Source organism: Pseudomonas sp. NFPP12, assembly GCF_900103205.1.
Lineage (GTDB): Bacteria > Pseudomonadota > Gammaproteobacteria > Pseudomonadales > Pseudomonadaceae > Aquipseudomonas > Aquipseudomonas protegens.
In genome coordinates this window covers 1,061,993-1,084,502 of record NZ_FMWW01000002.1, presented here as the reverse complement: position 1 = coordinate 1,084,502, position 22,510 = coordinate 1,061,993, and the positions used below count along the sequence as shown (strand labels likewise).

Here is a 22,510-nt window from a genome sequence, read left to right as displayed (position 1 = left end):
GGCGAAGGACGGTAGAATCCCCCACCTCAGTTATCCACAAGTGGCCGACCTTTGCTTATCGAGTCCCGTCGTCGCGCTTATCTGTCCGCCATGCAGGTGGTCAGTTGGCTGCCGCGCAGCGAATTGCCCTTTGCCGCCCCTTCGCGCCCCGAGTTGCTGGCCCTGCCGGAACCGGAGGTGGAGGCGCCGCCTGCCCCTGTGGTCGAGGCCAAGGCCCCCGCGGCGCCGGCGGCAAGGAACGTCGAACGGCCGAAGATCGAGGTGCCGCGCCCCTCCACCGCCCCTGCGCGCCCAGCCAGCAAGGCGCCGACCGAGGGCGAAGAGGCCCCGGCCCCGGTGGTCAAGGCCCCGGTGGTACCGCCGCCACGTTTTGCCCTGCAGTTGCTGCGGGCCGGCCGTTGCCTGCTGCTGGTGGAGTTACCCACAGGCGAAGCCTTCCAGAGCCGCGACCCGGCCTACCTGTTGCTCAAGGACATGCTGCGCGCCGCCGGCCTGCCGGACAGCCCGCAGATCCTCGCCGAGCCGGTGCGCTGGCCGATGCTGACCCGGGGCAACCTGGACCAGGGCCCCGAGGCTGCGCGGGATTTCGTCCAGGCCTTTGTCGGCGTGCGGATCGAGCAGGAACCCTGTGTCTGCCTGTGGCTGATCGGCCTGCCGGCGGTGCGATTTGCCGGCGAGGCGAATGCCGAATCCTACAACCGCGAACTCCAGGTCGAAGGCCTGGGTTCGGCCTGGGCCCTGCCTGGCCTGGAACTATTGATGGAAGAGCCACAGCGTAAGGCTGATGTCTGGCAAGCCATGCGTCGCTTGATGACGCGCTGGAAAAGCACTGATGAGCAAAATGACCAATGAGTGACGCGTTGACCTTCCGCCTGGCCACCGAAGCGGACCTGGATAGCATCCTGAAAATCGAATATGCGGCGTTCAGCCACCCCTGGACCCGGGGCATTTTCATGGATGCCTTCAAGTCCTACGAGGTCTGGCTGATGTTCGAAGGCAGCCAGCAAGTGGGCCACGGGGTGATCCAGGTGATCATCGACGAAGCGCATCTGCTGAACATCACCGTCAAGCCGGAAAGCCAGGGCCGCGGCCTGGGCCTGCGGTTGCTGGAAGAGCTGATGAAGCGCGCCTACCAGAAGGACGCCCGGGAGTGTTTCCTGGAAGTGCGCTCCAGCAACCAGACCGCCTATCGGTTATACGAGCGTTATGGCTTCAATGAAGTGGGGCGCCGCCGCGACTACTACCCGGCGGTAGGCGGTCGCGAAGACGCCCTGGTCATGGCCTGCACGCTGGTCGACTGAGCCTTTAACCGCACGCGGGCCAATGTAGGCGCTGGCTTGCCAGCGAAGGCGCCATTCGGGGCGATGCACGGCTTGAGGGCCTCTTCGCCGGCAAGCCGGCTCCTGCGGGAGAGCGCGTCATTGAATGCGGTGCAGGGCTCAGGGCTTGCCGTCCAGCGGGTCGCGGCGGGCCAGTTCGGCTTCATCCAGGCCATTGCCGCCACCAATGTTCTCTTCTTCGACAATACTCAGGTCCCAGTCGGCCGGTTTGTCGGCACCGGCCTCATGGGCGGAGCGGGCGCCGTCTGCGCGGATCAGGGTTTCCGGGCTCAGGTCATCATCGCTTGCACCGTCGTCCGTGACGCGGTTGCTGGCGCGGGCGGCGGGTTCGTCGTCATCGAAATGCAGCTCCTCCATGGAGCCCATGCGGTCCTGATCGTCGTCGATGGGTTCGGGCTGGGGGGCGTTGTAGGGGCGTCGTGATTCGTTCATGGCGATTACTCATACTTCGGGACTGGATAAAGGGTGGACCCTTGCACGCCCCTGAAGATTCCCCCGCAAGGGATGGCCGGTATCTGTAGCAATAGGCGTGACCTCGACGGGCGGCCGTCTGTCAAAGCAGCGCATCATTCTTGAGGCTTCACAGCATGAACGAACTACAAGATCTGATTGATAACAACGAGCGTTGGGCCGAAGCGATCAAGCAGGAAGATCCGGACTTCTTCTCCAAACTGGCTCGCCAGCAGACCCCGGAATACCTGTGGATCGGCTGTTCGGACGCGCGGGTGCCGGCCAACGAGATCGTCGGCATGCTGCCGGGCGATCTGTTCGTGCACCGCAACGTGGCCAACGTGGTACTGCACACCGACCTCAATTGCCTGTCGGTGATCCAGTACGCGGTGGATGTACTCAAGGTCAAGCACATCCTGGTTACCGGCCACTACGGCTGTGGCGGCGTGCGCGCCTCTATGCAGGATCGCCAGCTGGGCCTGATCGACGGCTGGCTGCGTTCGATCCGCGACCTGTACTACGAGCACCGTGAAGCGCTGGGGCAGTTGCCCACGGAAGAAGAGCGGGTCGACCGTCTGTGCGAACTGAACGTGATCCAGCAGGTGGCCAACGTCGGCCATACCAGCATCGTGCAGAACGCCTGGCATCGCGGGCAGAGCCTGTCGATCCACGGTTGCATCTACGGCATCAAGGACGGTCGCTGGAAGAGCCTGAACGCCACCATCAGCGGCTTCGAGCAGTTGCCGCCGCAGTATCGGCTGCGTCCGGTAGGCGCGGTCTGATCGTCGCTGGCCGCAGGCGGCGATAGGGCGCAGGCTTGCGGGCTCTGTCAGAGCACCGCGACCCTGCGGGTCGATCGCAGCCTGCGGCAGCGGCTACAGGTTGAGCGGCCGGCTCAGAGGTGCGGTACCTCGGTGCTTGGCGCCGGTGCCGGGGCCTTGAGCTGGTTGAGCTGGGTCTTGACCGGTGCACTGGTGCATTTGGCCGCGGCTTGCTGCTCGCTCAGCTTGCGCACCGAGGTGTAGAACAGCTCGCAGGTCTGCACTTTCTGCGTCACCTGCCAGGTCTGGGTGCAACTGCCGAGCAGGGTGCTCGGGTCCGTCCCCGGCTTGCTGCCCATGCCGGCCTGCCAGCAGGCCGCGCTCAGGTCCTGGCCCATCACTTTCAACCCCGCGGCATCGGCCTTGGCCTGGTCATCGTCGTAGTTCGCCGGGTCTGCCGCGTACCAGATATAGCTCGGGTGGTTGGAGCCCAGCACCGGCACCTTGACCCCCTCGCTGGGGCTGATCTGTGCCAGGCCCAGCACATTCACCGTGACCCCGTACTGCTGTTTGAGCCAATTGCGCACCGGTGCGCCGAAGGCCACCATCGGCAGGGCCGCGCCGCTGGTGCTCTGGCTGACCTGCTTGACCATGCTGGTCTGGTAGCTGTTGAAGTAGCTGTAGACCCCCTCCAGGTCCTTGCCGGCACTCGATGGCGCGGCAATCGGCGCGATGTCGACGATGGTCTGGTAGGCCGGGGTCTGCTCGGCGGCGATGCCGTTGGCCGTCAACAGGGTTGCCCAGCGGTCGGTGGTGGCCGACTCCAGATAGTCCTGGGCCTGGGTCAATGAATAGTCCGGCGGGAAGTGCAGCAGCTCGACGCTCTTGCGGTTTTCCAGGGCCATGCCCAGGGGCAGGAACAGGTACCAGCTGTAGGCCCATTTGCCATCGGCATTGAGCTGGCTGGCGCCCTTGTAGGCCAGGTCGCCGGCATCCAGCAGGGCACTCAGGGGCTTGTCGTAGCCGTCCGGCACACCGCTGATGGAGGCCAGGACCTTGTCGCCGGTGGTCTTGACACTGACTTTTGCAGCGCTGTAGCCGTCACGCTGCACGCTCTGGGTCAGGTAGTGAGCCACCGTCTCCTCCAGGGTCCAGTTGCGATAGCAGATCACGTTGCAGTTGTTGGGGTAGGCGAAGAGTTGGGTGACGCGCTGGGGGCTGCCCAGATCGACTTCGACATCGGCCTGTGCCGTCGCGCTCAGGGCAGCAGCGGTCAGCGCCAGGGTCATTCCTGCGAATTTGAACATGCTCAGATCCTTTTCAGCGTGAACCCCTTCGAAGGGGGGGCAGGACATACTGAAACAGCACCGAGCGGAGAAACAGCCGGGAGTGAAAAAATATCCATTGCCCCGGCTGCGCAGGGTTCAACCAGGCATGAGGCGCGTCCAGGGAAACCCCGGGGCATGGAGCTGACAGACCCGGATGACCACGATCATGACGACCAGATAGATCGGCTGCCAGGGGCTGAAGTGATTCCAGTGCAAGGCGCCCAGCCAGGGGCTGCGGGCACAGAAATCCGGGTCCGGCTGGCCGATGCGCCGCGAATGCAGCAGGCCGATCAGCACAAAGCCCAGGTAGGCCAGTATCCCCAGGGCCCCCAGCCAATAGCCGAACAGGCCCAGCATGACCGCTTGCGGCACCCCGTGGCGCAGCACCAGCCAGTGCTGGTGCGGATTCAGGCGCTTGGGCACCAGGCGCTCGCTCAACCACAGGTCGATGGCCAGCAGGCGGGCGATCGCAGGGGCCCAGGTGTTGAGCAGGATCAGCCCGAAAATCGCCAGGACACCCCCACAGAACAGCCCCATCATCACTGCAAGTTCTTTGCTGTGTTGGGGCTTGTCCATGAAGTACAGGCTCAGGGCCAACCCCATGGCGACCCCTGACCTGATCCAGCTGTCCACGCCCTGCGGACGCGGCATCAGGTTCTGCCAGAAAAACACATCGCTGCGAGGCAGCCGCTCCAGCAGCGCCGGGAAACGCGAGGCCAGGGTCTGCGACAGTTCCATGCAGGCCTGCCAATGTTCGTCTTCGAAGTGCCGGGTCAGGGCGACCTGGCGACGTCGGGGCATGGGGTTCAGCAGCAGGCGAGCCGCGGCAACGTCCGGCGTCGCTTCGCCGGGTTCCCCGGCGTTGGCCAGCAGCTCCTGATAGAAGGCCTCCTGCTGGCAGCGCTCGATCAGCGACTGCCAGAGCCACGCCGGTTCAGGGGTGTTGCCACGGCTTTCGTCCCAGCCGAACACCTGGCATACCCGATCGAACAAGGGTACCTGCCAGGCTTGCTGCTGCAGCAACTGCAGCATTTCATGCTGCCAGTTCTGGCGATGATCGAAGATCCGCAGCCAGGGTTGTGCGCAGTAGCTCGTCAGGCGTTCGAGGAAGGCCCGCTCCTGGCCGGCTTGCAGCAACGCTTCCAGCGTCCGGCGGTATTCCTGCAACAGCGTCTTGACCAGGAATGCCTCTTGCCAGGCCTCCATGGGCGGTTGTTGCCAGGGTGTCAGCCAGTCCAGATGCTCGGCGGCCCAGCCGATGATCGCGGCATATTGCTCGGGGTGGGCGCAGCACGCCACCAGCAGGCGCTGCAGGAAATCGTCCTCGCAGCCCTGCTGCCGAGCCTGTTGCCAGCGCTCTGGCAGGTTCTCGACGCTCAGCCCCTTGAGCAGCGGCAATGCGCTAGTGGCTGGAGCGGGTAGGGGGGGGGGATCCTGCGGGGCGGGCGGGACCCAGTCCGCCAGCGGTTCGACGGACAGCGGGACGTCTTCAAGCAGGCTGGCCCATTGCTGGGCCTGGGAAGGGCCCCTCGGCGTTGGCCGCGGGGCGGCCGCGTCCATCTCTATCAGGCCCGACCAGGCCTGCAGGTTGTCCGGGGGCGGTGCCTTAGTGGAGGCGGCCTGGATCACCGCGACTTCATCCGCGATCTCTTCCCGCCAGCGGGCCAGTTGCAGCGCCCGCTCATAGGCTTCACGCAGGCGCTGGAAGCCTTCGGCATCCTCGTCCGGACGGGTGATCTTCAACTGCCGGGCATAGCTGCGCTTGATGCTGCGTTCGTCGGCGTCCTCGGGCAACTCCAGCAGGGACCAGCAATCCATGTTGCCGCTCCTCAGTGCCAGTGGCCGTTTTCCAGGTGTTGCAGTTGTTCACTGAGCTGGCTGCGCACTTCGCGGATCTTGCGCTCGTCCTGGGTTTCCAGCACTTGCTGGAATTGCCCGGCCCAATAGCCGATCTGTTCGCGCAACTCCCCCAGGCTCTCCTGATACAGGCGTTCCAGTCGGGCGCTGAGCAGCGTGTTGACCTGCTGGTCGCGGGGGTGAATCTTCAATTGCGCCAGGGCCTTGAGGCGCTCCTGGATTTCTTCCGGAGTCAGCACGCCGGGGTTGTTTTCGATCACCAGGGAATGGCTTTCCCCGGTCAGCGGGATGCTCACCTGAGCTTCCAGCAGGCCGTTGATGTCGTAGGTGAAGCGCACGTCCAACGAGACTTCGCCGGCGGGGCGCTTGGGCACGCGCATTTCCAGCTGGCCCAGAGCGACGTTGTCGCGCACCAGGCGGCTTTCGCCCTGGAAGATCTTCAGCAGCACCTGCTCCTGGTTGTCATGCAGGGTCTGCACGGTCTTGACCCGGCTTACCGGCACCACGCTGTTGCGCTCGATGATCGGCAGGTAGTGCCCGCTCTCGATCTGGTTGCCGTATTGCTGGGAGGTCTCGATCCCCAGGGTGTAGGAGCAGACGTCGGTCAGCACTACTTCTTCCAGGGCCGCCGAGCGTGCCTTGAGGGCCGCCTGGACCGCCGCGCCCTGGGCCACCACCTGGTCGGGATCGAGGCTGATGGAGGGAAAACGCCCGAACAGCCCGGCCGCCAGCTTGCGCACCAGGGGCATGCGGGTGGCGCCGCCCACCAGGAGGATTTCATCCAGGTCGCTGACGCGGATCCGTGCATCGCGCAGGGCGCGTTCGATGGGCGCCCGCAGGCGTTCCAGCAGCGGCGCATAGAGGCTGGCCAGTTGCGCCTGGGTGATGGTCTGGGTCCATTGCCGGCCATCGACCCGCAGGCTGAATTCGGCACTGGGCTCCTGGCCGAGGGCGCGGCGCACGCGCTCGGCTTCCCGGCGCAGTGCCTGGAGCACGCTCTGGCGTTCGGGAAAGCCCGCGGCCTGGGCCTGCTGTTCGAGGAAGTGTTCCAGCAGCAGGTTGTCGAAGTCCTCGCCGCCGAGGAAGTTGTCGCCGGCGCTGGCTCGAACTTCCATGACCCCGTCGAACAGCTCCAGGATCGACACGTCGAAGGTGCCGCCACCGAGGTCGAAGACCAGGAACGAGGTTTCCCGGTCACGCTGGTGCAGGCCGTAGGCCAGGGCTGCGGCGGTGGGTTCGTTGATCAGTTTTTCCACCTTGAGCCCGGCCAGTTCGCCGGCAATCCGCGTGGCCTTGCGCTGGGCATCGCTGAAGTAGGCTGGCACGCTGATCACCGCTTCCTCCACCGGTTCGCCATAGGCCCGCTCAACGTCTTCCTTGAGGCTCTTGAGCACCAGGGCCGAGAGTTCTTCGGGGCGGTAGGTACGTTCCCCCAGGCGCACTTCGGTGGCGCTGCCCATGTAGCGCTTGAACAGCGCCGTGGTGAGCTGCGGGTGCGTGTGCAGGCGCTCCCTGGCGGCTTGCCCCACCAGGATCCGACCTTCGTCGTCCAGGCCCACCACGCTGGGGGTCAGCAGTTCGCCCAGGGCATTGGGCACCAGCTCGCTGGCGGTTTCGCGCCAGACCGCGACCAGGCTGTTGGTGGTCCCCAGGTCGATACCTACGATCATGACGACGAACTCCCTTTCCAATCGGAAAACAGATGAAACAAATAGGTGGCGCGCAGGATATTACCCGCCGGGTGGATGGGTAAAGTGGGTGATGTTATATGGCTATCATTTGTGCCGGTGCCGCAGAACCGAAGCCGGGCTTGGGTTTCGGTTCTGCGGTGGCAGGTGGGCCCGTTGCGGGCCCGGCCGGGGTCAGGCCGTGAAGTGCAGGGCGTTGGTCAGGTCGCCCATGGGCTTCTGGCCCCGGGCGATCATGGCCTGGTCACGTTCCTTGATGCCGTCCAGGGTTTCCAACTGGAACACCCGGGTGATCAGCCGCAGGATCGAGGCGGTGTCGTACACCGTGTGGTCCACCGTGCCCTTGCGGGCGAACGGCGATACCACCAGCGCCGGAATCCGCGTGCCTGGGCCCCAGCGGTCGCCCTGGGGCGGCGCCACGTGGTCCCACCAGCCGCCGTTTTCGTCAACGGTGACGATCACCACCATGTTTTTCCACTGCGGGCTTTCCCGCAGCACTTTCAATGCCCGGTCGATATGCCGGTCGCCGGCGGCCACATCGGCATAGCCGGCGTGCAGGTTGAGGTTGCCCTGGGGCTTGTAGAAGGTCACCGCCGGCAGCTTGCCGGCCTCGGCATCGGCGAAGAACTTGTTGGTGCTCGACTCATCGCCCAGGCCGCCGTCGCGCAGGCGCCTGGCCCGTTCGGCGGGGTTTTCCGGGCCCTGGCGCACGAAGTAGTTGAAGGGTTGGTGGTGGTACTGGAAGTTGGGGATCTTGGGAATCCCGCCGGAGTCCTTGAACTGCTCCAGGGTCGCCTGCCAGGCGCCGCCGTACCAGGCCCAGTCGACGTTCTTTTTCGACAGCTTGTCGCCGATGTGTTCGTGGGTTTGAGGCACCAGTACGCTGGGCAGGTCCGGCTTGGCGTAGTCCGGGCGCTCCGGGTCGCGGATCCAGGTCGGCCAGTAGGGCGGGGCCATGGTATTGACCGCGTAACCGTCCGGGGTCAGGGCGCTGGGACCGAACTGCGGAGCGCCGTCCATGGCACTGGCCGGGGACTTGTCCAGGGGCTTGAGGCGGGTGCCCTTGGGGTCGTCGCCCTGCAGGGTGGCGATCTGCGACTTGGCCACCGAGTTGGCGGCATCGGGGTAGAACGGCACCTTGGCGCTGATCAGGTACTGGTGGTTGAGGAACGAGCCACCGAATGCCCCCTGGAAGAAGTTGTCGCAGAGCACGAACTCCCGAGCCACGTCCCACAGGCGCAGGGAGTAGCGGGTCTGGGCGTAGTGGCCCATGGTCAGGGCGCCGGAGTCGGCCCAGGCCACGAAGCTGTCGTTCTTGCCGCCGTTGATCTGCATCTGGTTCTGGTAGAACACGTGCCACAGGTCGCGGGTCACCAGGCCCAGGGGCAGGTCCTCGCCACTGGGCCCCTTGAGGGCAAAGGGGGCATTGGGCAGGTTTTCCTGGAACTGGGTTTCCACCGGGTAGGTGATGCCGTCCAGGGTCTGCGGGCCCACCTGGAGAATGCCGCCCCAGATCGGCGGCAGTTTCTGCAACAGGTTGCCGTCGCGGTCGCGCTGCTGGAAGTCTTCGGGCTTGAGGGCCGAGAGCGGTTTCTCCACCCCGGGAAAGTTGGCGAACAGGTTGTTGAAGCTGCGGTTCTCGGCGAACAGTACCACTACGTTCTTCACCTGCGCCTGCAGCGCCTTGTCCAGTTCGGCCGGGGACAAGGGGCGTTCCACCGGCGGTTTGCCTCCTGGCTCGCCGGGCTGGCCGCAGGCGCTCAGGGTGGCGCCGACCCCCAGAACCGCAACGCCGCCTAGGAAGCGGCGGCGGCTGGTATCGGCAGGCTGGTCGGTGGCGGATTCGGGGGTGTCGCGCAGGTCGGTATCGTCGCTCATGTCGGCTCCTTGCTCGGCTCTCTGAGGATTCGTTACAAAGTATTTCGGTCGCACGTTAACAACCGAATATGACGCAAAGGCTACAGGAATGCGGCACGGCCTGGCTGTCTGGGCCCTGGATAAATCTGCGATTGGGCCGACGGGCCGTTATCCACAGGCCCGCTGTGCAGCGGGCCTGTGGCTCTGTCAGGGAATGACCGGCGGCAGGTAGGACAGGGTGGTCCCCAGGGCCCAGAGCAGCACCAGCACCAGGGGCGCATGCACCAGCAACTGGACAAAGGAGAAGCCGATCAGGTCCCGGGCCTTCAAGCCCAGCACCCCCAGCAGCGGCAGCATGTAGAAGGGGTTGATCAGGTTCGGCAGGGCCTCGGCGGCGTTGTAGATCTGTACCGCCCAGCCCAGGTGGTACTGCAGGTCATTGGCCACCTGCATCACGTAGGGCGCCTCGATGATCCACTTGCCGCCGCCCGAAGGAATGAAGAAGCCCAGCACCGCCGAGTACAGCCCCATCAGCAGCGCGTAGGTGTCGTGGGAAGCGATCTGCACGAAGAAGGTCGAGATGTGGTGGGCCAGGGTCTGGCCATCCACGCCCTTGACCACGGTCATCAGCGCGGCGATCGAACCGTATAGCGGGAACTGGATCAGCACCCCGGTGGTGGTGGGCACTGCCCGGGCCACGGCATCGAGGAAGCTGCGCGGGCGCCAGTGCAGCAGGGCGCCGGCCATCAGGAACAGGAAGTTGTAGGTGTTGAGCCCGGAGATCGCGGTGATCGCCGGTTTGGTGGCGAACTCGTGATACAGCCAGCCGGCCGCCAGCAGCGCCAGGAGAAGGGTCAGCAGCGGGCTGTATTCCAGCCATTCGCCAGGGCGGGTCCGGGGTTGCGGCTTGGGCATGCTGAAACTCGGGTCGACCCCGCAGGCCTGGGCATCCCGGGCGCTGCCGGGGCCGGGCGCCGTGGCGTAGGCGACGATCAGCGAGACCACCACCAGGGCCAGCAGCAGGACGCCGGATTGCCAGAGAAAGATGGTCTGGGTGAAGGGAATGACCCCGGTGATGGCCAGGATCGACGGTGGCAGGCTGCCGGGGTTGGCCTGCAACTGCGCCGCCGAAGACGACAGCCCCAGGGCCCAGACCGCGCCCAGGCCCAGGTAGGCGGCAGCGCCGGCGGCGCGGTAGTCCATGCGCAGTTCGGTACGCCGGGCCAGGGCCCGCACCAGCAGGCCACCGAACACCAGGGACAGGCCCCAGTTGAGCAGGGAGGCGACCATGGAAATCAGCGCCACCCAGGCCACCGCCGAGCGGCCGTTCCTGGGAATGCGCGCCAGCTTGTCGATCAGCTTCACCGCCGGCGGCGAGCTGGCTACCACATAGCCGCCAATGACCACGAAGGCCATCTGCATGGTGAAGGGGATCAGGCTCCAGAAGCCGTCGCCAAACGCCATGGCGGCATCGGTGGGCTTGGCGCCCATGGCCAGTGTGGCCAGGGCAACGATGATCACCGCCAGCGCAGCGAACACCCAGGAGTCGGGAAACCAGCGTTCGGCCCAGTTCGAGCAGCGCAGGGCAAAGCGGGCGGAGCGGCTATCTTGAATATCAGCGGCCACGTGAGTACCTCGGATTTCTTATGTTTATAAGGAGGTCGGCCGCCCCAGGCAGAGGCGGCCGAGAACTGTGCAAGAATGCGGCAATTGCCACGGACTGCAAAGGATCTCAACGCCCATGTCATTCTCCCCCGAAGAACGCGCCGCACTGCTCAAGGTCAAGGGTGTCGGTTCTACCGTGGTCGCTCGCCTGGAACAACTGGGCATCACTTCCCTGGCCCAGCTGGCCGCCGCCGATGCCCTGCACATCGTCACCCAGGCTTCGGCCCTGGTGGGTTCCAGTTGCTGGAAGAACAGCCCCCAGGCCCGCGCGGCGATCCAGGCGGCGATCGCCATGGCCAAAGGCAACTGAAGCGGTGCAGCGCCACCCGTCTTTCGCCTATCAGGCGGTCTACCGCTACCTGTCGCGGTGGATCGACAACGCCGCCAGCGATCAGGAGCAACGCCTGCCGTCATTGCGCGAACTGGCGCAGCGGCTGAAGGTTTCCCTGTCCACCATCAAGTACGCCTACGCCCTGCTGGAAGACGAGGGGCGCATCTGTTCGCGGCCGCGCCAGGGCTATTTCACCCGGGCCCTGGCCGCCGCGACCGTGCCCGAGACCGGTGAGGATCTGCTCGACAACCTCTATGCCCAGGCCCGCCTGCCGGGGCGCCTGGCGCTGTGCAGCGATGCGCCGGCGATGCTGCTGTCGCTGGAGCAACCCTTGCTGATGACCGAGCGCGAACTGGCCCGCCAGTACCCGCGCAACCAGGCACCGCTGTACCAGCCCCTGGGCGAGCAGGAGCTGCGCAGCGAACTGGCCCGGCGCTACACCTGCTCCAGCCGCGACTACTGGCAGGCCGACCAGGTGTTCCTGGGGGCCGATCTGCACAGCGTGGTGGAGTTGGCGTTGCGGGCGCTGGACCTGGACGGCGGCGTGGTGCTGGTGGAGTCCCCGTGTTCCTGGGCGATCCTGCGCCAGTTGCGGGCGGCGCGCCTGCGGATTATCGAGCTGCCCCTGGATGCCGGCGGGCGCTTCGATCTGCAGCAGGTGCAAGCGCTGCTTCAGCGCGAGCCGGTGCGCCTGGCGGTGTTCTCCTCGACGGTGAACATCCCCCACGGCAGCCTGATGCCCGCCGCCGACAAGCAGCAGCTGTGCCGCTGGTTCGCCGAGCGGGGGATCTGGCTGCTGGAGAACGACAGCTACGGAGCATTCAGCTTCGTGCCCGGCGCTGCTCGCTATCGGGATTTCGCCGATCCCGAGCGCCTGCTGGTGTTCGCCAGCCTGGACAAGGCCATCGGCGCCGAGGCGCCCTTGAGCTACGTGCTGAGCCGCAGCCTGGGCCCGGCCTTGCAGCGCCAGTGCCTGGAGCGGCGCTTTCGCCTGTCGCCGATCCGCCAGAAGGCCGTGGCCCGGCTCTTGAGTTCCGGTCGCGTAGACCAGCACGTGCTGAAACTGCGGGGCATGCTGCAACAGCGGATGAAGCAGTTGCAGCAACTGCTGGACGAGCAGGCCGGCGGGCTGTTGCATGCGCCGCTTGCCGCCGGCGGCGCGACCTTGTGGGTCGAAGCCAGGCGCCCGGTGCCGATGACCCGGGTCTACGAGCGCCTGCTGGCCGACGGCATCGTCATCGCCCCGGGGGCGATCTTCAGCCAGCAGGGCTTGTGGCAGCAGCACCTGCGCCTGAGCTTCACCCTGGACTGGAGCAAGGATATCCAGGGCGCCCTCGGGCAGTTGGCGCGGGCGGTGAGTCAGGCCTCCTGAACCACCCCATAACAATGCTGCAACTGCGGAAAGGCCTGCTCCCGAACCTCTGCGGCGAAGCGTTCGCAGGCCTGGCTGATCAGGGCGCCGGCATCGGCGTATTGCTTGACGAAACGCGGCACCTGGGGCCCGCCCAGCCCCAGCAGGTCTTCGGTCACCAGTACCTGGCCGTCGCAGGCCGGGGAGGCGCCGATGCCAATGGTCGGCATCGGCGAGAAGTCGCTGATGCGCCGCGCCAGGGGCTCCGCAACCCCTTCCAGCAACAGGCTGAAGGCGCCGGCCTCGAGGTGGGCCCGGGCATCTTCCTCGATCTTGCGGGCCGCCTCGCTGTCGAGCCCCTGGGCCTTGAACCCGCCCATCTGGTTGACGAACTGCGGCATCAGGCCGATATGCGCCATCACCGGAATGCCCCGCTGCACCAGGAACTCCACGGTGGGCGCCAGGGCCCGGCCGCCCTCCAGCTTGAGGGCGGCGCAACCGGTGCGGGCCATCACCTCGGCGCAATTGCGGTAGGCCTGTTGCGGGGATTCCTGGTAGCTGCCGAAGGGCATGTCGGCAATCACGCAGGCCAGGCGGCTGCCGGCCACCACCGCGCGGGTGTGGGCGATGATTTCCGCCAGGCTCATGTCCAGGGTCGAGGTGCGCCCGTAACCGACCATGGCGGTGGAATCACCGATCAGGATGAAATCCACGAAGGGGTCCATCAGCCGCGCCATGTGGCTGGTATAGGCGGTGAGGGAAACGATCTTCTGCCGGCCTTTCATGGCCACCAGTTGCGGGACGCTCAGGCGCTGGGTGCGGGTATGGCTGCTCATGACGACTTTCCTGATTCTGCTTGGGTGGGAAAGTGCCCGATTATTGGCCTGGAGCGCGGCCGTTCAAGGTACAGAAAACCCCGGAAAACCAACCCAGGGCCGGGAACGGGTTGTTCCCCGGATCTTTTGCGTAGACCATGAGCGCCTTTGCTTTGTGCTGCCATCGAGTTGCTTTATGACCCCTTCCACTGAGTCGTCGCCGGCGCGCTTTTCCCGCTCCGACTACAAGACCCTGGGCCTGGCCGCCCTGGGCGGTGCCCTGGAAATCTACGACTTCATCATCTTCGTATTTTTCGCCCTGACCCTGAGCCAGCTGTTCTTTCCCCCGGAAATGCCCGAGTGGCTGCGCCTGCTGCAGAGCTTCGGGATCTTCGTCACCGGCTACCTGGCCCGGCCCCTGGGCGGCATCCTCATGGCCCATTTCGCCGACCGCCTGGGGCGCAAGAAGGTCTTCAGCCTGAGCATCCTGATGATGGCGCTGCCCTGCCTGCTGATCGGCATCATGCCGACCTATGCCCAGATCGGTTATTTCGCGCCCTTGCTGCTGCTGGCGCTGCGGGTGCTGCAAGGTGCCGCCGTGGGCGGCGAAGTGCCCAGCGCCTGGGTGTTCGTCGCCGAGCACGCGCCGCGGGCCCATCGCGGTTATGCCCTGGGCTTTCTCCAGGCCGGGCTGACCTTCGGCTACCTGCTGGGCGCCCTGACCGCGACCTTGCTGGCGCGGGTCTTCAGCCCCGAGGAAATCCTCGACCACGCCTGGCGCTATCCCTTCCTGCTGGGCGGCGTGTTCGGCGTGATCGGCGTCTGGCTGCGCCGCTGGTTGAGCGAAACCCCGGTGTTCGTGGCGCTGCAGCACCAGCGCGATGCCGCCGCCGAACTGCCCCTGCGCACCGTGTTACGGGAACACCGGCTGGCGATCCTGCCGGCGCTGATCCTCACCTGCGTGCTGACCTCGGCGGTGGTGGTGTTCGTGGTCATCACCCCGACCATGATGCAAAAAAGCTTCGGCATGAGCGCCAGCCACACTTTTGCCCTGAGCAGCCTAGGGATTGTCTTTCTCAACATCGGTTGCGTGCTGGCGGGGCTGATCGTCGACCGCCTCGGCGCCTGGCGCACGGTGATGCTCTATAGCCTGCTGCTGCCACTGGGCATCGCCGTGCTCTATGGCTGCCTGATCAGCGGCGGCGTCTGGATCGGCCTGGCCTATGCCATCGCCGGCCTGGGCTGCGGCGTGGTGGGGGCGGTGCCGTCGGTGATGGTGGGCCTGTTTCCGGCGCGGATTCGCGTGTCGGGGATCTCCTTCACCTACAACATCGCCTATGCCCTCTGGGCCAGTACCACGCCGTTGCTGCTGATCGCCCTGATGCCCTGGAGCCCCTGGATCTGCGTGATCTACTGCGCAGTGATGGGAGCGGTGGGAGTCGTCAGCGCCGGTTACTTCGGCGGCCGTGTGGGTGAGGAAGGGCCAGCGGCGGCGAGAGAAAGCTGCATGGCTGACCAACGCTAGGACTTTTCTTCGGCCTGCTGTGATTCAGCGAAGCGGCGAGCTAGAGCCTTCACCACAACGCCTCTTGATCCCGCGTGAAACCGGGCTGAAAAAGGGCTTTCAGCCCCCGGTTTTTTCCCGCTAATCTCCCGGAACGCGCGGCCTGCGCTTGGGTTTCCGGGAGCTGTCTTGATTCGTTCGACGCTGTGTTCCTTGCGAAATTTCTCCGCCTTGGCGCCACTGTTACAAGTGGCACTGATGAGCTTCGTGCTGGGGTTGGTGTTTGCCCTGATCCAGGCCTGGACCTGCACTCAACTGGACTACGGCCTGGAGGGCGCCAGCCCCGACAGCTTGCGCGCCCGGGTGATCGCAGTGGAGGCAGGAGCGCTGCTGGTGGAGGAACTCGACACCGGGGAGCGCCAGCGCTTGCGCCTGAACCGTGAACTGACCCGGCTCCAACTGCCACTCGCTCAACTGCCGGGGCAGACCCTGGGTCTCCGCCACCTGCGGGGGTACCTGCTCAGTTGTAGTCGCGACGATCAACCCGGGTGCAGCGCCCTGTGTTCCAGCGCGGCAGAGTGCCAGCAGCGCCTGCGCCAGGGCGACTCGTGTGTTGGCCTGCTGGGCTTTGCCTGGCTCGTCAGCCTGATCTGCGGGCTGCTGCATGGCTTGGGGCATCGACCGTTCTGGCAGCGAGCGGGCTCCTGAGGCCGCTTTCGCGGGCAAGCCCGTTCCTGCAGGTGCTCCGGCTTGCCGGCGAAGAGCCCCCCGGGCCTGCTGTCATTCGGGCAGCAGTTGTTCCAGATAGCGGGTGCGTTCGGTGCTCAGGCGGGTCACGCAGAGGTTGATCAGGGTCACATGGGCCGGCTTGCCCGGTTCCACTTCGAAGGCCTCCAGCACGCAGGTGCTGTCGCGGTATTTGATCCAGGCGCGTTGGGCGTTCTTCAATTTGCCGAGGTATTCCTGTTCTTGCAGCAGGCTGCTGGGGTACAGGTTGTGCACCCGGACCAGCAGCGCCTGATAGCTCTGGTTGAGTGCGGCGTCGGCCCGCTCCTTGTCCTGCTGGGCGCAGCGGTCGACCTGTTCGCTGACGCTGATGTGCTCGCAATCCAGCGCTGCGGCCTGGGCAGGCGGCCAACCAGCGGCGCCTGCAAGCACGGCGATGACGAGGCCAAAGATCCAGGGCTGATAAGGCATGTCGGTCCCTTGCGCTGAGAATGAAGCGGGCATTCTACAGCGCTATTCCCAATGCAGAAGGGCAGGCCTGCCCACCACGGCCAGCGGTTATTGCAACCAGTGCCAGAGCAGCAGCGTCCCCACCAGCCCGACCACGGAAACAATGGTCTGCAGCACCGACCAGACCCAGAGTGTCTGCTTGAGTTGCAGGCCGAAATACTCGCGCACCATCCAGAACCCGGCGTCGTTCACGTGGCAGAAGAACACCGAGCCGGCGCCGATGGCCAGCGCCACCAGGGAGCTTTGGGTGGCGGTCAGACCGGCCATCATCGGCGCCAGGATGCCGGCGGTCGTGGTGGTGGCCACGGTAGCCGAGCCGGTGGCCTGGCGCAGGGCCACGGCGATCAGCCAGGCCAGGAGGATATAGGGCAGGTGCGCGCCTTCGGCCACCTTGCTGATGGTCTGGCTGACCCCGGCATCCAGCAGCGTCTGTTTGAGCCCGCCGCCGGCGCCAATGGTCAGCAGCAGCACGGCAATCGGTGCCAGGCTTTTGCGCAGGGTGTTGCCCACCTGGTCCCGGGCCATGCCGTTGGCCCAGCCCAGGCAGATCACCGCGGCGATCACCGCCAGGCCCAGGGCGATCAGGGGTTCGCCGAGAAACTTCAGGGTCAGGGCCAGGGTGTTCTCCGGGCTCATGGCGACCTTGGCCAGGGTGCTGCCGAGCATCAGCAGCACCGGCAGCACAATGATCAGCAGCGACACGCCGAAGCCCGGCTGGAGCGGGGCCTTGGGCGCAGCACTGAACAGCGCGCCGAGCTCCGCCGGTTCGCTGACCTGCAGGCGCTTGGACAACCAGTTGCCATACAGCGGGCCGGCCAGGATCACCGCCGGCACGGCCAGGCACAAGCCCAGCAGCATGGTCAGGCCGAGGTCGGCGTGCAGGGCGCTGACGGCGATCAGCGGGCCCGGGTGCGGGGGCATCAGCGCGTGCAGGGTGGTCATCCCGGCCAGGGCCGGAATGGCGATTTTCAGCAGCGGCAGGCCCGAGCGGCGGGCCATGACGAAAATGATCGGCACCATCATCACCAGCCCCACTTCAAAGAACAGCGGCAGGCCGATGACCATCGCCACCAGGGCCATGACCCAGGGCAGCGACTTGCCCTTGCCCAGGCCCAGCAAGGTCGAGGCGATGCGGTCGGCGGCGCCGGACTCGGCCATCAATGCGCCGAGCATCGAGCCCAGGGCAATGATGATCCCGGCCTCGCCGAGAATCGCCCCGGCGCCCTTGCTGAAGGCCTTGGCCACTTCCTCCGGCGGCAGGCCTGCGCCCACCCCGGCAATGAAGGTACCGATCAGGATCGACAGGAACGGCGGCAGTTTGGTGGCGCTGATCAGCACAATGATGCTGGCGATGGCCACCAGGCAGCAGATGATCAGGCGGGTGTCGTGGACCATCCAGGCGGCAGTCGATACATCCAAGGCGGGACTCCTCAATCGGCTATTTTTATCTGTTACGTTTTGTTTCACTTTTTCGGGAGCATACCCGAGGCGCCCGCCGCAGAGGGCTTATGCGCACTTTTGGTGCATTCGTTAGCCGGCTAACTATGGGCCTGACCTGGATAACCGGCAGATAACCGGCAGATGACAATTCGCTTATCCAGCCCTGGGCACCTGGCCAATCGAACTATCATCAGAGCCACGCTTTACCAGCCAACCGAGGATCTTTCATGGGCGCAGGACACAGTCACGGCCAGGTACGGGCCGGGCATGAACGCAAGTTGTGGATGGCCCTGGGGCTGACCGGCAGCTTCATGCTCGCCGAGGTCATCGGGGCCTTTGTCACCGGCAGCCTGGCGCTGCTGTCGGATGCCGCGCACATGCTCACCGATACCCTGGCGCTGGCCATCTCCCTGGTGGCGATCCAGGTCGCCAAGCGCCCGGCGGACCGCAAGCGTACTTTCGGTTATGCGCGCTTCGAGATCCTCGCCGCGGCGTTCAACGCCCTGCTGCTGTTCGTGGTGGCGTTCTACATTCTGTTCGAGGCCTGGCAACGCCTGCAGGCACCGGCCGAGATCCAGTCCACGGCAATGCTGGTGATCGCGGTGCTGGGGCTGATCGTCAACCTGATCTCCATGGGCCTGCTGGCCTCCGGCAGCAGCCAGAGCCTCAACGTCAAGGGTGCATACCTGGAGGTGTGGAGCGACATGCTCGGTTCACTGGGGGTGATCATCGCCGCGTTGGTGATCATGTTTACCGGTTGGGGCTGGGTCGATTCCCTGGTGGCCGCGGCCATCGGCCTGTGGGTGTTGCCACGGACCTGGACCCTGCTCAAGGAGAGCATGAACGTGCTGCTGCAAGGGGTGCCGGACGGGGTCGACATCGACCAGGTGGAGCAGGCCATACGCCAGGTGCCGGGGATCAGCGAGGTGCACGACCTGCATATCTGGGCCCTGACCAGCGGCAAGAACGTGCTTAGCGCGCATCTGGTGGCGCACCTGCAAGGGCGGGATGAACAGGCGATCCTGGCCGAGGTCACCGAGCTGCTGCAGGAGCGCTTCGACATTGCCCACGTCACCTTGCAGGTGGAGCAGGCAGGGTTTCATGAGCAGGTGCATGAACATTGAGGCAGCAGTGCTTGCGTCTTGTGCAGGAGCCGGCTTGCCGGCGAACACGGCCGTGCCTCAGTCGCGTTCTTCAAGGACATAACCCACACCGCGCAGGGTGTGGATCAGTTTGCGTTCGAAAGGGTCGTCGATCTTCGCCCGCAGGCGGCGGATCGAGACTTCCACCACATTGGTGTCACAGTCGAAATTCATGTCCCAGACAAAGGAAATGATCTGGGTCCGCGACAGCACCACGCCGCTCTGGCGCATCAGCAGGTGCAGCAGGGCGAACTCCTTGGTGGTCAGGTCGATGCGCTGCTTGCCGCGAAAGGCCCGGTGCCGGCCCTGGTCCAGCTCCAGGTCGGCGACCCGCAGCACATCCGGCACCGGCGCCTGTTCGCTGCGGCGCATCAGGGTGCGGACCCGGGCCAGCAACTCCGGAAACTGGAACGGCTTGACCAGGTAATCGTCGGCGCCCAGGTCCAGGCCACGGATCTTGTCCGCCAGCCGGCCCTGGGCGGTGAGCATCATCACCCGGGTGCTGCTGTCCTGGCGGATCTGCCCGAGCACGCCCCAGCCGTCGATGTGCGGCAGGTTGATGTCGAGGATCACCAGGTCGTACGCATGCTGGCGAGTCAGGTGCAGGCCATCCGCGCCGTTGTTGGCGCAATCCACCACGTAGCCACTTTCAGTCAGCCCCTGATGCAGGTAGTCAGCGGTCTTGGGTTCGTCTTCGATGACCAGAATACGCATGAAAATGAGGTTCTCGGCAGATGGGAGACAGTAACGAAAAGACGCGAATAATCAGCGGGCCAATGCTCGAAAGTTGTGCGGCCCCGTGCCGTATTCGTGTTCTTTAAAGTTCGCTTGCTGGCACTTGAAAAGTGCTCTTGATGTTCACTTCGAATAGCCGGATGTTAATACAGAACCTTGAGCCAGAGCCTTTGCTAACGGATTTGTAATCTTTGCGCCACCCTGCTGATAAGCACTGAAAGTTACAGTTGGCCGAACTTGAAACTCTCCCTGTCAATGGGCGAACTGCTGCAGTTTCATATCGGCCGGAACTCCCGTGGATAAGCGTCGATATGGTGCGCTGCAACTTCGCAGACACTTTGCCTCCATAGGGGCCGGAACTTGTTATGCCGACTTTCCCGAGAATATCTGCCCGGGCAGCACGCACCTGCGTCCTGACCCTGTTGCTGGCCCTGGCGAGCCAATCTGCAAGCGCCGTCGAGCAACCGCTGTTGAGCCTGGACAGCGCCCTGGCCCGAGCCTTTGCCAACAACCCTGAACTGGCCGCCGCACGCTGGGAGATCGACATCGCCCAGGGCGCCCGCCAGCAGGCCGGGCTCATCCCCAACCCGGTGCTGTCGGTGGACGCCGAGGACACCCGCCGGGATTCGCGCACCACTTCGGTCAAGCTCAGCCAGGCCCTGGAGCTGGGGGGCAAGCGCGGAGCACGGATCGACGTGGCCAGTCGCGGTCAGGAGCTGGCGGCCCTGGAGCTGGAGCGGCGTCGCAACCAGTTGCGTGCGGATGTTCTGGATGCCTATTACGCGGCGCTGCGGGCCCAGGAACGCACCCAACTGGCCGGGCGCTCCCTGGCCCTGGCCGAACGGGGCGTGGCGGTAGCCCAGGGCCGGGTCAACGCCGGCAAGGCCTCGCCGGTGGAAGCCACCCGTGCCCAGGTGCAACTGGCCGAGGTGCGCCTGGAACTGAACCGGGGGCAGATGGAGCAGGACAATGCCTACCGACGCCTGGCCATGGTCACTGGCGCGGCCACCAGCGACTTTGCCGGGGTGCAGGAGCAGCCCCTGGCACTGGCGGCGCTGCCGGCCCCGGCACAGTTGCTTGGCCGCCTGCCGGAAACCACCGAACTGCGCCTGGCGGAGCAGGAAGTGGTGCAGCGCGAGGCGTCCCTGGGGCTGGAGAAGGCCCAGCGCATTCCCGACCTGGACGTCAGCGTGGGCAGCCAGTACGACGCCAGCGCCCGGGAGCGGGTCAACCTGGTAGGGCTGTCGATGCCTTTGCCGCTGTTCAATCGCAACCAGGGCAACGTGCTGTCCGCCGCCCGCCGCGCCGACCAGGCCCGGGACCTGCGCAACGCCACCGAATTGCGCTTGCGTACCGAAACCCGCCAGGCCCTGGAACAGTGGAACACCGCCCGGGGCGAGGTGCAGTCCTTCAACCAGACCATCCTGCCCGCCGCCCAGCGTGCGGTGGACAGCGCCACCCAGGGCTTCGAGATGGGCAAGTTCAGCTTTCTCGACGTTCTCGATGCTCAACGCACCCTGATCGGCGCGCGCACCCAGTACCTCGCCGCGGTGGCGCAAACCACCGATGCCTGGGTACGGATCGAGCGCATCTACGGCGACCTCAGCCGTTGGTGAAACCCTGGCTGATGGGCCTGGCGTGCCTTGCCGCGTTGCTGGTGAGCGACTGCAGTGGCGCACCCCCGACAGCCCCCGAAGACCCACCCGCGCATTGGTGCGTGCATGAGCTGCATCGGGCCATTGGTCAATGGCTGTTTCCCTCTACCCCGTAAGGCAGCGCCTGGCGCTACCGACCCTCGATCGATTCAGGAGTCCCCATGGATAAAAAACGCAGCCTTGTTCTGGCCAGCACGGCAGTGGTCGGCCTCGGGCTGGCGGCCTTGCTGCTGCCGGGCCTGTTCGCCAGCCCGGCAACGGTGCCCCAGGCCGAGGAGGCCGGGCACGGCGCCCAGGAGCCCGAGGGCCATCTGGAACTCAGCCCGGAACAGATCCAGGCCGCCGGCATCGAGCTGGCCGCAGCCGGTCCGCGGCGCCTCAACCGGGTACTCAGCCTGCCGGGAGAGATCCGCTTCGACGAGGACCGTACCTCGCACATCGTGCCCCGGGCCGCCGGTGTGGTGGAGTCGGTACAGGTCAACCTCGGCCAGGCGGTCAAGCGCGGCGAACTGCTGGCGGTGATCGCCAGCCAGCAGATCTCCGATCAGCGCAGCGAGCTGGCCGCCGCCGGGCGGCGGGTGGAACTGGCCCGTACCACCTTCCAGCGCGAGCGCCAGTTGTGGGTCGACCAGATCTCCGCCGAGCAGGATTACCTGCTGGCACGCCAGGCCCTGCAAGAGGCGGAAATCGCCCTCAACAATGCCCGGCAGAAGATGAATGCCCTGAGCGGCAGCGCCCAGTTGGTGGGTGGCAACCGCTATGAAATGCGCGCGCCGTTCGACGGTGTGGTGGTGGAAAAACACCTGAGCGTGGGCGAAGTGGTGGGCGAAACCAGCGCCGCGTTCACCCTCTCGGACCTGTCCCGGGTCTGGGCCACCTTCGGTGTGTTTCCCAAGGACCTGGACAAGGTCCGGGTCGGCCAGCCGGTGCAGGTCAGCTCCAGTGAGCTGGGGACCCAGGTCCAGGGCCAGGTGGCCTACGTCGGCAGCCTGCTGGGGGAACAGACCCGCACCGCCACGGTGCGGGTGACCCTGGCCAACCCCAATGACGCCTGGCGCCCGGGGCTGTTCGTCTCGGTACAGGTGGCCACCGAAGCCTTCGACGCACCGGTCAGCGTGCCGCAGACGGCGATCCAGACCGTGGAAGACCGGCCCTCGGTGTTCGTCCGCGTGGCCGAGGGGTTCCAGGCCACGCCTGTGGTCACCGGGGCCAGCCAGGACGGTTTTGTCGAGATCCGTGAGGGCCTCGAAGCCGGGGCCCAGGTAGCCGCCCGCGGCAGCTTTACCCTCAAGTCCGAACTGGGCAAGGGCGCGGCCGACCACGGCCATTGATCGGCCTCATCAGAGAGTGACTTC

General features: G+C 65.7%; 20 protein-coding genes. 10 read left to right on the top strand and 10 right to left on the bottom strand.

Annotated elements, in window-relative coordinates; translation table 11 throughout:
* Positions 1–51: 51 nt before the first annotated feature.
* Entirely contained in the window at positions 52–852 is an 801-nt protein-coding gene (locus BLS75_RS12745) for a hypothetical protein (RefSeq protein WP_015637039.1), read from the top strand.
* Positions 849–1,301, top strand: coding sequence for a ribosomal protein S18-alanine N-acetyltransferase (gene rimI, locus BLS75_RS12740; RefSeq protein ID WP_011063479.1), 453 nt, complete (start codon positions 849–851; stop codon positions 1,299–1,301). The genes BLS75_RS12745 and rimI overlap by 4 nt, the downstream gene beginning before the upstream one ends.
* 138 nt (positions 1,302–1,439) lie before the next feature.
* Here rimI and BLS75_RS12735 read toward each other — a convergent pair whose 3' ends face one another.
* Entirely contained in the window at positions 1,440–1,772 is a 333-nt protein-coding gene (locus BLS75_RS12735) for a serine kinase/phosphatase (protein ID WP_072450980.1), read from the bottom strand.
* Positions 1,773–1,927: 155 nt separating this feature from the next.
* On the opposite strand from BLS75_RS12735, the gene can reads away from it, so the two are divergent.
* Positions 1,928–2,572, top strand: coding sequence for a carbonate dehydratase (gene can, locus BLS75_RS12730; RefSeq protein ID WP_011063477.1), 645 nt, complete (start codon positions 1,928–1,930; stop codon positions 2,570–2,572).
* A gap of 113 nt (positions 2,573–2,685) precedes the next feature.
* On the opposite strand, the gene BLS75_RS12725 is transcribed toward can, so the two are convergent.
* From BLS75_RS12725 to BLS75_RS12705, 5 genes are all read right to left on the bottom strand, one after another.
* Positions 2,686–3,858, bottom strand: coding sequence for a hypothetical protein (locus BLS75_RS12725; protein ID WP_041120710.1), 1,173 nt, complete (start codon positions 3,856–3,858; stop codon positions 2,686–2,688).
* Positions 3,859–3,975: 117 nt separating this feature from the next.
* Positions 3,976–5,697, bottom strand: a complete 1,722-nt coding sequence (locus BLS75_RS12720; protein WP_092214911.1) for a J domain-containing protein — start codon at positions 5,695–5,697, stop codon at positions 3,976–3,978.
* 11 nt (positions 5,698–5,708) lie between these two features.
* Entirely contained in the window at positions 5,709–7,406 is a 1,698-nt protein-coding gene (locus BLS75_RS12715) for a molecular chaperone HscC (protein ID WP_011063474.1), read from the bottom strand.
* Positions 7,407–7,598: 192 nt separating this feature from the next.
* Complete coding sequence (locus tag BLS75_RS12710) at positions 7,599–9,302, bottom strand: acid phosphatase (RefSeq protein ID WP_072450978.1); 1,704 nt, start codon at positions 9,300–9,302, stop codon at positions 7,599–7,601.
* 186 nt (positions 9,303–9,488) lie between these two features.
* Positions 9,489–10,907, bottom strand: a complete 1,419-nt coding sequence (locus BLS75_RS12705; RefSeq protein WP_011063472.1) for a short-chain fatty acid transporter — start codon at positions 10,905–10,907, stop codon at positions 9,489–9,491.
* 115 nt (positions 10,908–11,022) lie between these two features.
* Between BLS75_RS12705 and BLS75_RS12700 the strand changes: the two genes are divergently transcribed.
* Together BLS75_RS12700 and BLS75_RS12695 are read left to right on the top strand one after the other, a co-directional pair.
* Entirely contained in the window at positions 11,023–11,256 is a 234-nt protein-coding gene (locus tag BLS75_RS12700; protein WP_041774476.1) for a hypothetical protein, read from the top strand.
* A gap of 4 nt (positions 11,257–11,260) precedes the next feature.
* The gene (locus tag BLS75_RS12695; RefSeq protein ID WP_072450977.1) at positions 11,261–12,649 is read left to right on the top strand and encodes an aminotransferase-like domain-containing protein; all 1,389 of its coding nucleotides are present in this window, start codon (positions 11,261–11,263) and stop codon (positions 12,647–12,649) included.
* Here the strand turns inward: BLS75_RS12695 and panB are convergent.
* Positions 12,637–13,464, bottom strand: a complete 828-nt coding sequence (gene panB / locus BLS75_RS12690) for a 3-methyl-2-oxobutanoate hydroxymethyltransferase (protein WP_011063469.1) — start codon at positions 13,462–13,464, stop codon at positions 12,637–12,639. The genes BLS75_RS12695 and panB overlap by 13 nt on opposite strands.
* A gap of 175 nt (positions 13,465–13,639) precedes the next feature.
* Between panB and BLS75_RS12685 the strand changes: the two genes are divergently transcribed.
* A complete protein-coding gene (locus tag BLS75_RS12685) occupies positions 13,640–14,968 on the top strand; it encodes an MFS transporter (protein WP_072450976.1) in 1,329 nt (442 codons plus the stop codon).
* Positions 14,969–15,205: 237 nt separating this feature from the next.
* Positions 15,206–15,655 (top strand): hypothetical protein, encoded by a 450-nt coding sequence (locus BLS75_RS12680; protein WP_083533699.1) that lies wholly within the window; start codon positions 15,206–15,208, stop codon positions 15,653–15,655.
* 72 nt (positions 15,656–15,727) lie between these two features.
* On the opposite strand, the gene BLS75_RS12675 is transcribed toward BLS75_RS12680, so the two are convergent.
* Together BLS75_RS12675 and BLS75_RS12670 are read right to left on the bottom strand one after the other, a co-directional pair.
* Entirely contained in the window at positions 15,728–16,144 is a 417-nt protein-coding gene (locus tag BLS75_RS12675; RefSeq protein ID WP_072450974.1) for a lysozyme inhibitor LprI family protein, read from the bottom strand.
* An 87-nt stretch (positions 16,145–16,231) separates the two neighbouring features.
* Positions 16,232–17,602 carry a GntT/GntP/DsdX family permease gene (locus BLS75_RS12670; protein WP_072450973.1) on the bottom strand — a complete coding sequence of 457 codons (1,371 nt, stop codon included), beginning with the start codon at positions 17,600–17,602 and terminating at the stop codon, positions 16,232–16,234.
* 248 nt (positions 17,603–17,850) lie between these two features.
* On the opposite strand from BLS75_RS12670, the gene BLS75_RS12665 reads away from it, so the two are divergent.
* On the top strand, positions 17,851–18,747 hold the full coding sequence (locus BLS75_RS12665; RefSeq protein ID WP_072450972.1) for a cation diffusion facilitator family transporter: 897 nt from the start codon (positions 17,851–17,853) through the stop codon (positions 18,745–18,747).
* A gap of 57 nt (positions 18,748–18,804) precedes the next feature.
* On the opposite strand, the gene BLS75_RS12660 is transcribed toward BLS75_RS12665, so the two are convergent.
* Complete coding sequence (locus tag BLS75_RS12660; RefSeq protein ID WP_011063463.1) at positions 18,805–19,479, bottom strand: heavy metal response regulator transcription factor; 675 nt, start codon at positions 19,477–19,479, stop codon at positions 18,805–18,807.
* 386 nt (positions 19,480–19,865) lie between these two features.
* On the opposite strand from BLS75_RS12660, the gene BLS75_RS12655 reads away from it, so the two are divergent.
* Both BLS75_RS12655 and BLS75_RS12650 read left to right on the top strand, forming a co-directional pair.
* The gene (locus tag BLS75_RS12655) at positions 19,866–21,116 is read left to right on the top strand and encodes a TolC family protein (RefSeq protein ID WP_072450971.1); all 1,251 of its coding nucleotides are present in this window, start codon (positions 19,866–19,868) and stop codon (positions 21,114–21,116) included.
* A 200-nt stretch (positions 21,117–21,316) separates the two neighbouring features.
* Positions 21,317–22,486, top strand: coding sequence for an efflux RND transporter periplasmic adaptor subunit (locus BLS75_RS12650; protein WP_015637025.1), 1,170 nt, complete (start codon positions 21,317–21,319; stop codon positions 22,484–22,486).
* Positions 22,487–22,510 lie beyond the last annotated feature (24 nt).